Origin of the sequence: Arthrobacter echini, from assembly GCF_004803505.1 — a bacterium.
Classification (GTDB): Bacteria; Actinomycetota; Actinomycetes; order Actinomycetales; family Micrococcaceae; genus Arthrobacter_D; species Arthrobacter_D echini.
In genome coordinates, this window is sequence record NZ_SSWH01000014.1 from 1 (window position 1) to 13,822 (window position 13,822).

The window sequence follows — 13,822 nt, forward strand, 5'->3', positions numbered from 1 at the left end:
CCCACTCCTCATGCGGTATCGGTGGGAGTGACGCCGTTCGCGCGTCAATCCCAGTCCTCAAGCGCCGGAAGTGGGATTGGTCGTTCGTTCCCACTGGGCCGGTCGGGGTAGTGGGATGGATCGTGCGGCGTCGGATCTCAGGCGGTTTCGGGCAGGTCGATCCCACTCCTCATGCGGTATCGGTGGGAGTGACGCCGTTCGCGCGTCAATCCCAGTCCTCAAGCGCCGGAAGTGGGATTGGTCGTTCGTTCCCACTGGGCCGGCCCGAGCAGCGGGATCGATCGAGCGGCGTCAGACCTCGCGCGGTGCCGGGCGCGTGGATCCCAGTCCTCGTGCGGCGTGCGTGGGATTGGTCGTTCGTTCCCACTGGGTCGGCCTGAACGGTGGGATCGGGGGTGCGGCGTTGGACCTCAGGCGGCTTCGGACGCCTCAAGCCCAAGCCTGGTGCACTGTCAGTGGGAAGGGCCGACCAACGCCCGGATCTCAGGAGGGTCGACGGCGTCGATCCCACTCCTCGCCCAGCGTCAGTGGGAAGGAGCAATCGTTCCCACTGCACCTGAGCGAGCTGCGGGATCGATGCACCCCAGGTTTTTCGTTCTCACTGCACCCAGACGAGTAGTGGGATCGACGCACCTGGGCCGCACTGAGACGCGCCGTCAGGACGAGGGGATCAGGAATCCCCGGAGACCCGCTTGCTCTTGCCCTGCAACCGCTCGATGTGCTCGGAGGCCTCGGCCTTGGTGATGTCAGCCGGGATCTCCTCGCCGGCTTCGCGTGCCAGCGTGTCGAGGTAGCTTCGCTGCGCGTCGGTCATCGGCTCGTCACCGGTGACCCAGTCCGACGGATCCCGCTCGAAACCGCCCTCGGGCTCGGAGTTCGGGCTTCCCAGTGTGTCTGCCATGTCGATTCCTTCTGTCGTAGCCAGCGTGAGCCCTCAGTGTAGTAACTTCCTCCCCCAACAATCGGCGCGGACCACAAGCGGACCACAAGCGGACCACAAGCGGACCGCGAGCGCACCGCAAGCCGACCACGCGAGGGCCACCGAGGAGCGCTATCCCGCGAACAGGGGCAGGGGTGCGCCGCCGACCCCGGGCTCGACGGCGAACAGCGCCCCGGCGCTCGGCTCGGACCCTTCCGGAATGTTCTCCTGCGTGGTCGTGATGAACAGCGTCGAGAGGTCCGCTCCGCCGAACGCGCAGGCCGTGACGTTCGTGGTCGGAAGCGTGATGTGCTCCGAGAGCCGGCCCGCGGCGTCGTACCGAGCAATGGCGCCTCCTCCGTAGAGCGCCGTCCAGATGCCACCCTCCGCGTCGATGGCCATGCCGTCGGGCATCCCGAGGGCCTGCTCGACGAGGGCGAACGTGCGCCGGTCGCTGAAGCGGCCCGTGCCGACGTCGTACGTCAACGCATCGATGCGCCCGGTAGGAGTGTCGCTGTAGAAGGCGGTCTCGCCCGAGGGTGAGAAGTGCAGGCCGTTGGACACCGTGACGCCGGTGAGGACCGTGGACACGGTGTGGTCGGTGTCGAGACTGTAGAGTGCGCCGACCCCGAAGTCGCCCTCCCAGCCCATCGAGCCGCAGAGGAAGCGCCCGGCGGTGTCGCAGGTGCCGTCGTTCATGCGCACGGTGCTGTCGCTGAAGGCTTCCGGGCCCTGCTCGAGGGCGGTCAGCGTGTCGTCCGCGAAGACGAAACCGCGTTCGACGCCGATCACGTAGCCACCCGATGCGCGCCCCCGGATGACGCCCGCGAGGCTCGGGTGCACGGAGTGGCGGTCGAACGTCCCGTCCTCGTGCCGGACCAGGACGTCGCCCTCCATCATGTCCACCAGCAGCAGTTCGCCGCGGCGCCCGTCCCAGTACGGCCCCTCCCCGTGGAAGGTGACGACGTCGGATATCTGCTGGGCTTTCATGGTGCCTCCTGGTTGTCGGTTCGGGCGGGCGCTGGATAGTGAGGGATGGGATCAGCCCGTGGGCGGCGGGATGGCCTCGGAGAGTCCCACGCAGGCACGGGTCTGCTCCACGCGCGAGACGGCATTGCCCAGTTCCACGAGTACCGTGCTCGAGGCCACTTCCTCGGGGTCGAAGAGCACCTCGACGGCGGGATCACGGCCGTAACTGGTTGCCGTCCAGGCAGGATCCCCTTCCCGCAGTACCCAATCGACGTCGTTCACGGTGACGCAGGGATCGGTGGTGGGGCCCGGTACGCCCACCCCGCAGCGCAGTACCACCTGCGAGGGATCGCCCCACGCCGAGGTCGCCTGGCTGTCCGTCTGCCGCTGCTCGTGTTCGGCGACGACGGGAGGGAGGGCGAGCATGACGTCGGCGCAGCGCGGATCGGCGGCGTCCTCGGCAGCATCGATGCTCACGGTGGAGCTGCACCCGGCAAGGGCCAGGACGAGAACCACCAGCCAAAGGCAGCGACGTGGCACACGGAACGGGACGGACATGCTTCAACCCTAGAGGAGCGGACGCGTTCGTCCTCCGGACCGCAGAGCGGGTCGGTAGGGCGCAGGGAGCTGGAGCGGCGGGTCGGTAGGGCGCAGAGAGGAGCGGTTAGAGCGGTAGGAGCGGTAGAAGCGGAGCCGCCGAGCAGCAGGCGTCCGAACCCCGGCTACCGGACAGCCGACGGATCCGCCGCTACCGGACAGCTGACGGATCCGCAGCTACCGGACGGCTAACGGATCCGCGATGGCGACCGATTGTCCTGACCAGTGATCCGGTTCCCTCCGGCACTACCCGGTCCCGACACGCCGGCCGAGAACCGCCGGCGGCGTCGTCGAAAATGCGAGCCCGAACGAGGAACAATGTCCCACTACCCTTCCCGCCCGGCGCGCGTCATCATGCACAGCGCGCTCGCGGCGGCATTCCTCGCAGGCTGCATGGCCGCTGCCCCGGCGCTCGCCGCCCACCCACCGACACCGCGGCTGAGCGAGACACAGCAACCGCAGCCCGTTGCCACCTTCAGCGAACCGGCTCCACCTGTGGGCGACCCCACCGCGACGGCGGGTACCGACCCCGTCACAGGTTTCGCCATCAATGCGCGCACCGGGTTCCTCGTGCACCCCTCCACCGGCTACCTGATCGAGCCGGAGACCGGCTACCTGGTCTTCGCGGACACCCTGATCTACACCAATCTGAAGTACGACGCCGCTACGGGCGAGGTCAGCGAGATCCCCGGGGAGATCGCGGTCCCGACGCCGCGACCGGACGGTGCACGGTCCACAGCAGCTCCTTCGGCGCCGGGCGCGACGCCGGGAACGGACACACCAGGAACGGAGACACCGGGAACGGACACACCTGCAACGCAGACACCGGGAGGGGCGACACAGGACACACAGCCTCCCAACACGGAGTCGCAAGCCGCTCCGGAGCGGTCCGGGAAGGAAGTGGCGACGGGAACCGTGGAAGCGCGCGTGACCATCACGCCGCCCGTCGCCGCAAACCAGGGGGCGACGTCGGACGCCACTCCCGCCGCTACGCCGAGCTCCTCCCGGACGAGCACGAGCGCCGTTGCTGTTCTCGCAGACAGCGAGCGCGCGTCCGCGCTCGCCCCGGCGGCATGGATCGGTGGGGGTCTCGTGGTGGTGATGGTCGCCGCCGTCGTAGGAGTCGGTGTGCTCGGACGAGGCAGGCATCAGTCCTGACGCAGAAGACTCTCCAGGACCGGCACCGGGTGCGGCTCGCACATCCGACGACGGCGCCGCTGAAGGCTCGTGGTGACCGGTCCTGACGGTACAGTGCAGGACGTGAAGACAGTGCAGGACGTGAAGAATCTCCTGGTGACCGGCGGGGCCGGCTTCATCGGCTCCAATTTCGTCCACTACCTGATGAAGCACACGGATGTGGTCGTCACGGTGCTCGACAAGCTGACCTACGCCGGCAATCGGGCGTCCCTCGAGGGCCTGCCCCCGGAGCGCGTCGAGCTGGTCGTCGGTGACATCGCCGACGCCGCGACCGTGGCGCCGCTGGTGGAGCGCGCTGACGCGATCGTCCACTACGCCGCCGAGTCGCACAACGACAACTCCCTCCACGATCCGCGGCCGTTCCTCGACACGAACGTCATCGGCACCTACACGTTGCTCGAAGCCGCGCGCCGGTACGGCACGCGCTTCCACCACATCAGCACCGACGAGGTGTACGGCGATCTCGAACTCGATGACCCGCAGCGCTTCACCGAGGGCACGCCCTACAATCCGTCGAGCCCCTATTCGTCGACCAAGGCCGCGTCCGATCTCCTCGTGCGCGCCTGGGTGCGCTCCTTCGGGGTGCGGGCCACCATCAGCAACTGCTCCAACAACTACGGTCCGTACCAGCACGTGGAGAAGTTCATCCCGCGCCAGATCACCAACGTGCTCGACGGCGTGCGCCCCAGGCTCTACGGCGAGGGACTCAACGTCCGCGACTGGATCCATGCCGACGACCACTCCTCGGCCGTCTGGGCCATCCTCACCCGGGGTGAGCCTGGGCAGACCTACCTGATCGGCGCCGACGGCGAGCGGAACAACAGGGACGTCGTCGAGCTGATCCTCACCGAGATGGGCCAGGCCGCCGACGCCTACGACCACGTGGTCGACCGCGCAGGCCACGACCTGCGCTACGCGATCGATTCGAGCCGGCTGCGCACCGAACTCGGCTGGACGCCCGAGTTCGAGCACTTCGAGCAGGGGCTGCGCAAGACCATCGCCTGGTACCGAGACAACGAGGCGTGGTGGCGGCCGCAGAAGAGGGCAACCGAGTCCAGGTACGCGGAGCTGGGGCAGTAGCGCATGGGACCCGACTTCTCGAAATCCCTCGCGGCCCGGAAGACCCCGATCCCCGGCGTCGTCCTCTTCGACCTGCCCGTCCACGGTGACAACCGGGGCTGGTTCAAGGAGAACTGGCAGCGGGAGAAAATGACCGCCGCGGGTCTGCCCGATTTCGGCCCCGTACAGAACAACATCTCCTTCAACGGGACCAGAGGCACCACGCGCGGCATCCACGCCGAGCCGTGGGACAAATTCATCTCCGTGGCCACCGGCCGCGTGTTCGGCGCGTGGGTGGATCTGCGGGACGGGCCGTCCTTCGGGGCGGTCTTCACCGCCGAACTCGATCCGTCGACGGCGATCTTCGTGCCGAGGGGCGTCGGCAACGCGTTCCAGACGCTCGAGGACGGGACGGCGTACACCTATCTCGTGAACGACCACTGGTCCGCCGACGCGCAGGACCAGTACGTGTTCCTCAATCTCGCCGACGAGACCGCCGGGATCGAGTGGCCCATTCCGCTCGCGGACGCCGAACTCTCAAACAAGGACCGCGACCACCCGCGTCTGGCGGACGTCACGCCGCTCAGGGCCCGGAAGACGCTCGTGGTCGGCGCTGACGGGCAACTCGGCACCGCCCTCCGCCGCACCCTCGCAGACCATCCGTCCGTCGAGTTCGCTGCCCGCTCCGACCTCGATCTGCTCGACCCGCACCTCGAGCACGCCCGTCCGTGGTCCGACTACTCCACCATCATCAACGCCGCTGCCTATACCGCGGTGGATACGGCCGAGACTCCGGAGGGACGGGCCGCGGCGTGGAACGTCAATGTCGTGGCCGTCGTAGCCCTGGCCCGGGTGGCGACAGCGCATCGCCTGACGCTGGTCCACATCTCCAGCGACTACGTGTTCGACGGTTCACGCGACACCCATGACGAGAGCGAGCCCTTCACGCCCCTGGGCGTGTACGGGCAGACCAAGGCAGCCGGTGACGCCGTCGCCGCGACAGTGCCACGCCACTACATCCTCCGCACCAGCTGGGTGATCGGCGACGGCGACAATTTCGTGCGGACGATGGCGAAGCTTGCGGCACGGGGGATCTCCCCGAACGTGGTGGACGACCAGATCGGCCGGCTCACGTTCACCCCGGACCTGGCGGATGCCATCGTCCACCTCGTCGACAGCGGAGCTCCCTTCGGGACGTACAACATGTCCAACGACGGCGAGGCCCGGAGCTGGGCCGGGATCGCCGCCGACGTGTACGCCCTGTGCGGCCGGGACCGCGCCGATGTCACCGGTGTCAGCACGGAGGAGTACTTCGCGGGCAGTCACGCTGCGCCACGCCCTCGCCGGAGCACCCTCGATCTGCGCAAACTCGAGGCGAGCGGTTATGCACCACCGCACGCCGAGCAGCGCCTGAGCGCGTACGTGCACGCGCTCACCGACGGCCCGACCCGGGCACGATAATCTCAGGTATGCGCGGAATCATTCTCGCCGGTGGTACCGGTTCACGGCTGCATCCCATCACCCATGGCATCAGCAAGCAGCTCGTCCCGGTCTACGACAAGCCGATGATCTACTATCCGCTGTCCACGCTCATCCTCGCGGGGATCCGGGACATCCTGATCATCACCACCCCGCACGACGCCGAGCAGTTCCATCGTCTGCTGGGCGATGGCAGCAGATTCGGCGTCGATCTCTCCTACGTCACGCAACCGGCACCGGAGGGCCTCGCCCAGGCGTTCGTCCTCGGCTCGGGCCACATAGGGTCGGATCCCGTCGCGCTGATCCTCGGGGACAACATCTTCTACGGGCACGGCATGGGCAGCCAGCTCCGGCGCTTCGAGAACATCGAGGGAGGCGCCATCTTCGGCTACCAGGTGTCCGATCCCTCAGCGTATGGCGTCGTCGAATTCGACCAGGACGGCACCGTGATCTCACTCGAGGAGAAACCGCCCGTCCCCAGGAGCAGGTTCGCCGTTCCCGGGCTCTACTTCTATGACAACGACGTCGTCGCCATCGCGCAGAATCTGTCACCGTCGGAGCGCGGAGAGCTGGAGATCACGGATGTGAACCGCGAGTACCTGACCAGGGGGACACTCCAGGTCGAGATTCTGCCAAGGGGCACGGCGTGGCTCGACACCGGCACCTTCGATTCGCTCAACGACGCCTCGAACTTCGTCAGGACCGTCGAGTCCAGGCAGGGTCTCAAGATCGGCGTGCCCGAGGAAGTGGCCTGGAGGCAGGGTTTCCTGAGCGACTCGCAACTCGAAGCGCTGGCCGGCCCGCTGGTCAAGAGCGGATACGGGGCCTACCTGCTGTCGCTGCTCGAGAGCTCGGATCAGGCGCCGGACCGCCTCGCACGAACTCCCGCCCGCTAGGCAGGCCACGGCAACGAGACGTGCCACCACCGGCAGAACCTACAATGGATCGACCGTGAATCGAGCTGGGGAGCCCCATGACTGAGTACGACACCGACGCACCTGCGACGCGGGGGCGCCAGCGTCATCCCGTGCGCGCCACCCTCCTGATCCTCGGCTCGCTGGTCGTCGTGGCGGCTCTGGTGGCAGGCGGGTACATCTTCTCCCTGGCGCGCTCGTTCGACTCGCAGTCGGAGACCATCGAATCGGCCTTCCCCGCCGAGGAGTCGCGCCCCACGGTGGCGCCGGAAGCCGAAGCCAAGGCAGAAGCCGAAGGTCAGGACGCCGTGAACATCCTGCTGCTGGGCAGTGATTCGCGTGCCGCCACGGAGGAGCTGGACGACGTCGAATCGGCCGGGCCCTCGGACAGCCGCTCGGACACGATGATGCTGATGCACATCCCCGCGGACCGGGAGGACATCCAGGTCATGTCGATCATGCGCGATACCTGGACGGAGATCCCGGGCCACGGAGAAGCGAAGATCAATGCGGCCATGGCGCTCGGCGGGGTACCGCTCGTGGTCCAGACCGTCGAGGGTCTGTTCGGGGTTCGCGTGGACCACGTGGCGAGCATCGACTTCGAGGGTTTCAAGGGCCTGACCGATGCGCTGGGAGGCGTCGAGGTGAACAATCCGGCGGCCTTCCAGTCCAGTGGCGTCGACGGCGAGTTCTTCGCTGCCGGCCCGATCACGCTGCAGGGGGAGGCCGCCCTGAAGTTCGTGCGTGAGCGCTACGCCTTCAGCGACGGGGACTATCAGCGGGTGAGGAACCAGCAGTTGTTCGTCAAGGCCGTGATCAGCGAGGTGCTGAACGCGAACACCCTCACCGACCCGCGGAAGATCTACGGCGTCGTCGACCGGATGGCGCCGTACGTGGCCGTCGACTCCAGCCTGGACGCAGCGGCCGCGGGTTCACTCGCCCTTTCGCTGCGCCAGGTGCGCGGCGGGGACATCGAGTTCTTCACCCTGCCGAACCTCGGAACCGGCACGTCAGCGGACGGGCAGTCGATCGTCGTCAAGGACGACGCCGCCATCGCCGCCATCGCCGACGCGCTGCAGACGGATGATCTGGGCGAGTATCTCGCCGCTTCCGGGACGACGAACTGATCGTGAGGAGGAATCGTCGGCGTATCGCCTCGATAGGCCTGCTGACCGCCGGCCTCGCTCTCGGGGCGGCGGCGGCCCCGGGCTGGGCGGTGGAGACGGAACCGGGGGACGCGGTCCCCGCTGTCGTGGAACCCACGTCGCCACCGTCGGCTGCTCTGACACCGACGACTCCGCCTGCTCCCGAGCCTTCTGCGTCGCCTGCCCCGGCACCGCCACCCCCGCCGGCGCCTGAGCCCGCCCCGGCACCGCCACCGGAGCCAGCTCCTGAGCCCGCCCCGGCACCGCCACCGGAGCCAGCTCCTGAGCCCGCCCCCGCTCTGCCACCGGAGCCAGCTCCTGCCCCGTCCATCGAGCCTCCTCCCGCCGAGGACCAGGGCAGCGGGATCGATCCGCTGACCGGCTTCGCGATCGACCCGGTCACCGGCTGGTTGATCCATCCACCCACCGGATACCTGATCGATCCCGACACCAACTTCCTGGTGCTCCCGGGCAGCCTCGCGTACAGCGGTCTCAGCTGGGACCCGACCACCGACACCGTGGAGGAGATCCAGCCGGACGAGTCGTCGCCGAGCGCAACGGCAACCGCGAAAGCATCACCGGGTACATCGACGGCGACCCCGCGAGCCACCGAACGTGAAACGGCGTCGCCCGAGCCGACGCCTACTCAGAGTTCGTCAGCGGCGGCCGACTCGGAGCAGGCTTCCTCGGCGCAGGGAATCGGTTCACACCCGCTGACACGCACTCTCGTGATCCTGTTGCTCGTGGGTCTCGGAGTGCTCTATTACGCGAGGCTGAGGTCCTCGAGCGGACGCCCCGGATAGGGGGGAGCGGCCGATGAGCGGTAGGGTTGTTCCGTTCATTCGGTCTCGTTCGTGCCAGGGGGGTGTAACGCATGCGCATTCTGCTGCTCATCCACTCCTATGCGCCCGAGCACAGCCCGCCTCAGCGCCGCTGGACGCAGCTGGTCCGCTCCCTCCGGGCGGAGGGCTGGGACGTCGATGTGGTGACGCCCGTGGCGCACGCGCCCCATGGCAAACGCACCCTCCCGAGGAGCAGGGCAGGTCGGCCCTTCCGGATCGACGAGGGCGCCTTCGGTGAGAGGGTGCGGCGGGTGCCCTACCTCCGACACCGTACGACGCGGTTGGGACGCCTCGCCAACCACCTCTTCTCGGCCGTGCTGTCGGTCCCCGCGGCGGCGCTCGGCAAGCGACCCGACGTCGTCATCGTCACCGTCCCGAGCCTGCCGATCCTCGGTGCAGGTTTCGTGGTCGCGCGGATGCTGCGGCGCCCCCTGGTCGTCGACATGCGTGACGCCTGGCCGGACCTGGCCCGCGACGCGCGACTCGTGCAGGGCCGGGCAAAAGGAATCATCGAGGCGCTGATCATCGCGATCCAGGACCGCGCAGACCTCGTGGTCACGGTCACCCACGGTTTCGCCCGGACGCTGCGCGAGCGAGGACTGAAGAACGTCGCGACGGTGACCAACGGCGTGGATGTCGAACTGCTGGTGCCCCTGGAGCCCGTGCCGCTGCAGAAGCCACGCCTCGATGTGCTCTACCTCGGCAATCACGGGGAGAGCCAGCATCTGGACGTCCCGATCAGGGCAGCGGCACTCGTAGGGGACCGGATGCGTCTGACCATGGTGGGGCACGGTGTCAAACGCAGGGAACTCATGGCCCTTGCGGCGTCCATCGACGCGCCGGTCCGCTTCGACGATCCCGTGTACGGGCCACGCGTGATGGAGTACTACCGCAACGCCGACAGTTGCCTCATCGCTCTGCGCGACGACTGGAAGTCCTTCGAGACCACCATTCCCTCCAAGACCTACGAGGTGCTCTCACTCGGTCGGCACGTCACCGGAATGGTGCGAGGGGAGGCGCAGCAGATCCTGCAGGACGCCGAGGCGGGCCATGTGGTTCCCGCGAATCCGAGGGCGCTCGCCGACCTGTGGACATTGCTGGCGGACGAACGACATCAGCTCCATGTCAACGGGAACGGTCGTCTGTGGGTGCAGCGCAACGCCGACGTCACCGCGCTGGGCCAGGCTTACGTCGACCTCCTTCGCGAGGTTTCACGGGGAGCTGCTCGTCCGTGATAGCTCCCCGAAACATCCTGCTCGCCGCGTCCACGGCGGCCAAGCACGTCGGCGATGATCCGGTGCTCCTCGCCTCCCAGCTCGTCCGCAGGCTTCCTCGTCGTCTCTCCGCGCAGGCTCCGCGCCTGATCCGCAGCATCCCCACACGGTCCACGCGGGCTCTCGGCGCCTACCTGACAGGCGACGGGCCGGCGCTCGAGCGTGCACTGGACACTGCCGTCACAGCAGGAGTGCGACGCCGGACCGCGGCAGTACTCGCCGATGTGGCACTCACAGCCCACCACCCGGTACGGGCGGACGCGCTGCTCGAACTCGCGGGACCTGCGCCTGCCACGCGCGCCCGCAGGCGTTGGTACGACGGCGACATGACGGGAGCCGTCGAGGAACTGCAGGTGCCGGGCCACGCTGCGATGAGACGCCGGTTGCAGAGTGAACTCCGCGTCTACCAGGGGTGGAGCCCGAGCGTGACCGGTCCGTCGTCGTACACGCCCGTGAGCCGCACCGTACTGCACGTGCTGACCAACTCCCTGCCACATACCGGCAGCGGCTATGCCCAGCGCTCCCACTCGCTCCTGCAAGCCCAGGCCGAGAGTGGCTGGGCTGTCCACGCCGTGACGAGGCTGGGGTATCCGGTGCAGGTCGGCAAGCTCACAGCCGGGCGCGAGGACAGGCTCGGGGGAGTCACCTACCACCGCCTCCTGCCGGCGATCGTGCCCACCGGGTTCGATGCCCGCATCCAGCGACAGACCGAACTGGTGCTGCGCCTGGCCCTGGACCTGCGGCCCGCCGTGCTGCACACCACGACCGACTTCTTGAATGGACTCATCACCCGCGAGGTGGCGCGTGCGCTCGGCATCCCCTGGGTGTACGAGGTGCGGGGGCAGCTGGTCGATACCTGGGCCTCGGTGCGGGGTCCCGCAGCCCGGGGCAGTGAGAAGTACCGATTGTTCCAGGATCGGGAGGCCGAGGTGATGAAGGACGCCGGCCTCGTGGTCACCCTGGGACATGCCATGAAGGACAACCTCGAGGCGGTGGGGGTGCGCGGGGACAAGATCCTCCTGCTGCCCAACGCCGTCGGTGGTGACTTCCTGACGGAGCCCCCGGGCCAGACCGAAGCCCGGCACGCGGTGGGGCTGGAAACTCGCGGGCAGTACATCGGCACCGTGTCCAGCCTCGTGCCCTACGAGGGTCTTCGTCACCTGATCAAGGCCTTCGTGCTCCTCGCAGCGGACCATCCTGAGCTCAGGCTGCTCATTGTCGGTGATGGTGTCGCCGGTCCCTCGCTCCGCGAACAGGCGGAGAGAAGCGGCTACGCGGACCGCATCATCTTCACGGGGCGGGTGCCTCGCGACCTCGCGGTCAGCTATCACCGGGCCCTGGACGTCTTCGCCGTCCCCAGGGAGGACCTCGAGGTCACCCGGTCCGTGACGCCGCTGAAGCCGGTGGAGGCACTGGCCTGTGCCCGGCCTGTGGTCGCATCGGATCTGAGCGCCCTCAGGGAGATCGTGGAGGACGGCGTCACGGGTATTCTGACGGAAGCCGGGAATGCCGCGGCGCTGGCCGACGCGCTGGCCACGCTCCTGGCTGATCCGAGACGGGCTGCAGACATGGGGCGTGCCGGTCGGGCGCGGATGCTCGAGGAGCGGACGTGGGCCGCTAATGCGGTCGCACTGAACGATGAGCTGGATGAACTGGGAGTTTCCGTCGCATGAGCATCGAAGATCGAACCGAAGCGCCGCCGGTCGACGTCGCCATCGACCTCGGCCGGCTGCGGAGGGTGGGGCAGCGTCCGGGCTTCGTGGAGTATCTGGGCCAGCTCTGGAACAGACGCAGCTTCATCTTCTTCGACGCCAAGGCGAGGGTCCAGAGCGGCAACGACAAGAACATCCTCGGCAGCGCCTGGCTGATCCTGACACCCATGCTCACGGGCCTGACGTTCTATCTCATCTTCGGTCTGCTGCTGAACACCAGCCGCGGTATCGAGAACTTCATCGGCTACCTGATCATCGGCGTCTTCACCTTCCAGATGAGTACGCGGTCCATCACCGGAGGAGCGAAGTCGCTGACGGGGAACACCTCGATGATCCGGGCCTTCCAGTTCCCCAGGGCGTCCCTGCCCATCGCCATCAACGTGCGGGAGCTGCTCTCGAGTATCCCCGTGACCATCGTGATGCTGTTGTTCGTCCTCCTGGCCCCACCGGACGAGGCGATCACCTGGCGGTGGTTCCTCATCCTGCCGGCCATCTTCCTCCAGTTCGTCTTCAACCTGGGGGTCGGAATGCTGCTGGCACCCCTGGTGCTGAAGATCCCGGACGTGGGGATGCTGCTGTCCTTCGTGATGCGCATCTGGATGTATGCCTCAGCGGTCTTCTTCTCCGACCAGCGCTTCAACCAGTACCCCGTGGTGAAGACGATCATGGATTTCAATCCGCTCTATCTCGTCATCAAGAGCATGCGCGACTCCCTCCTCTACGCCACCACTCCGTCGCTGCGCGACTGGACGGTGCTGGCTCTCTTCGCGGTCGGCGCCCTCGTGGCCGGGCTCCTGGTGTTCTGGCGGGGGGAGGAATCCTATGGCCGCGTCTAGCACGGGGGACGGCGCGGCCCATGAACCCACGGTCGTAGCGGACGACGTCTCCGTGGTGTACCGGACCAAGAAGCAGCCGAGCGGCAGGACCACCACTCCCAGGCCACTGCTCGGAGGCCTGCGGAAGGGTGGTCTGATCAGCGGGCAGGTCCGGACCACGGCGCTGCGCGGCGTGTCCTTCGTCGCGAACCAGGGGGACTCCATCGGTGTGCTGGGCCGCAACGGCTCCGGCAAGAGCACGCTCATGAAGGTCCTGGCCGGGCTCATCATCCCGGACACGGGGACGGTGTATGCGGCCAGCAACCCCATCCTGCTCGGCGTGAACGCCGCCCTGATCAACTCGATCTCCGGCGCCGAGAACATCCGGCTGGGGTGTCTGGCCATGGGCATGACGCACGCCCAGATCGACGCCAAGTTCAACGACATCGTGGAGATGTCCGGCCTGGAGGACGAGATCTACCACTCCATGAACTCCTACTCCTCCGGAATGGGTGCACGCCTGCGCTTCGCCATCGCCGCCGCCGTCGATCCGGAGATCCTCCTCGTCGACGAGGCACTGAACACCGGGGATGCCCAGTTCAAGGACAGGTCGAAGGAGCGCATGAACCAGGTCACGAACCAGGCCGGGACGGTGTTCATCGTGAGCCACAGCCTCGAGACCATCAAGTCCACCTGCAACCGGGCCTTCTGGATCGACAAGGGCGATTTCATCATGGATGGCCCTCCGGACGAGGTGGCCAAGGAGTACAAGAACTTCATCTGGCGCATCAACGAGGGTAACGCCGACTACGGTCGCCAGATCCGCGCCGAACTGATGTCCACCGTGCCCCCCCTGCGCACCAGGCTGAGCTCCGGGCGCTCGAAGGGGCTCAGCTAGTC

At 67.6% G+C, this 13,822-nt stretch carries 13 protein-coding genes; 10 read left to right on the forward strand and 3 right to left on the reverse strand.

The genetic code is table 11. From position 1 onward, the window contains the following. Positions 1–670: 670 nt before the first annotated feature. The 3 genes from E8P82_RS13240 to E8P82_RS13250 all read right to left on the reverse strand — a co-directional run bounded on the left by E8P82_RS13240 (position 671) and on the right by E8P82_RS13250 (position 2,446). Positions 671–901 (reverse strand): DUF3072 domain-containing protein, encoded by a 231-nt coding sequence (locus E8P82_RS13240; protein ID WP_136455529.1) that lies wholly within the window; start codon positions 899–901, stop codon positions 671–673. Between the two features lie 150 nt (positions 902–1,051). After that, positions 1,052–1,909: an SMP-30/gluconolactonase/LRE family protein gene (locus E8P82_RS13245; RefSeq protein ID WP_136455530.1), complete on the reverse strand. Its 858-nt coding sequence runs from the start codon at positions 1,907–1,909 to the stop codon at positions 1,052–1,054. A 51-nt stretch (positions 1,910–1,960) separates the two neighbouring features. Next, positions 1,961–2,446 carry a DUF3515 family protein gene (locus E8P82_RS13250; RefSeq protein WP_136455531.1) on the reverse strand — a complete coding sequence of 162 codons (486 nt, stop codon included), beginning with the start codon at positions 2,444–2,446 and terminating at the stop codon, positions 1,961–1,963. A gap of 357 nt (positions 2,447–2,803) precedes the next feature. Here E8P82_RS13250 and E8P82_RS13255 point away from each other — a divergent pair, with 357 nt between their 5' ends. The 10 genes from E8P82_RS13255 to E8P82_RS13305 all read left to right on the forward strand — a co-directional run bounded on the left by E8P82_RS13255 (position 2,804) and on the right by E8P82_RS13305 (position 13,820). Further along, positions 2,804–3,643, forward strand: a complete 840-nt coding sequence (locus tag E8P82_RS13255) for a hypothetical protein (protein WP_136455532.1) — start codon at positions 2,804–2,806, stop codon at positions 3,641–3,643. A gap of 120 nt (positions 3,644–3,763) precedes the next feature. Continuing rightward, entirely contained in the window at positions 3,764–4,762 is a 999-nt protein-coding gene (gene rfbB, locus E8P82_RS13260) for a dTDP-glucose 4,6-dehydratase (protein WP_136455569.1), read from the forward strand. Between the two features lie 3 nt (positions 4,763–4,765). After that, entirely contained in the window at positions 4,766–6,202 is a 1,437-nt protein-coding gene (locus E8P82_RS13265; protein WP_136455533.1) for a sugar nucleotide-binding protein, read from the forward strand. 8 nt (positions 6,203–6,210) lie between these two features. Then, positions 6,211–7,116: a glucose-1-phosphate thymidylyltransferase RfbA gene (gene rfbA / locus E8P82_RS13270; protein WP_136455534.1), complete on the forward strand. Its 906-nt coding sequence runs from the start codon at positions 6,211–6,213 to the stop codon at positions 7,114–7,116. A gap of 77 nt (positions 7,117–7,193) precedes the next feature. Then, positions 7,194–8,261, forward strand: a complete 1,068-nt coding sequence (locus E8P82_RS13275) for an LCP family protein (RefSeq protein WP_136455535.1) — start codon at positions 7,194–7,196, stop codon at positions 8,259–8,261. A 2-nt stretch (positions 8,262–8,263) separates the two neighbouring features. Continuing rightward, positions 8,264–9,082, forward strand: a complete 819-nt coding sequence (locus tag E8P82_RS15065) for a hypothetical protein (protein ID WP_168796575.1) — start codon at positions 8,264–8,266, stop codon at positions 9,080–9,082. 71 nt (positions 9,083–9,153) lie between these two features. Next, a complete protein-coding gene (locus tag E8P82_RS13290) occupies positions 9,154–10,356 on the forward strand; it encodes a glycosyltransferase family 4 protein (RefSeq protein ID WP_136455537.1) in 1,203 nt (400 codons plus the stop codon). Further along, entirely contained in the window at positions 10,353–12,068 is a 1,716-nt protein-coding gene (locus E8P82_RS13295; RefSeq protein WP_136455538.1) for a glycosyltransferase family 4 protein, read from the forward strand. The genes E8P82_RS13290 and E8P82_RS13295 overlap by 4 nt, the downstream gene beginning before the upstream one ends. Next, entirely contained in the window at positions 12,065–12,943 is an 879-nt protein-coding gene (locus tag E8P82_RS13300) for an ABC transporter permease (protein WP_136455539.1), read from the forward strand. The genes E8P82_RS13295 and E8P82_RS13300 overlap by 4 nt, the downstream gene beginning before the upstream one ends. Next, on the forward strand, positions 12,930–13,820 hold the full coding sequence (locus E8P82_RS13305) for an ABC transporter ATP-binding protein (RefSeq protein WP_136455540.1): 891 nt from the start codon (positions 12,930–12,932) through the stop codon (positions 13,818–13,820). Before E8P82_RS13300 ends, E8P82_RS13305 begins: the two co-directional genes overlap by 14 nt. Positions 13,821–13,822: the final 2 nt, after the last annotated feature.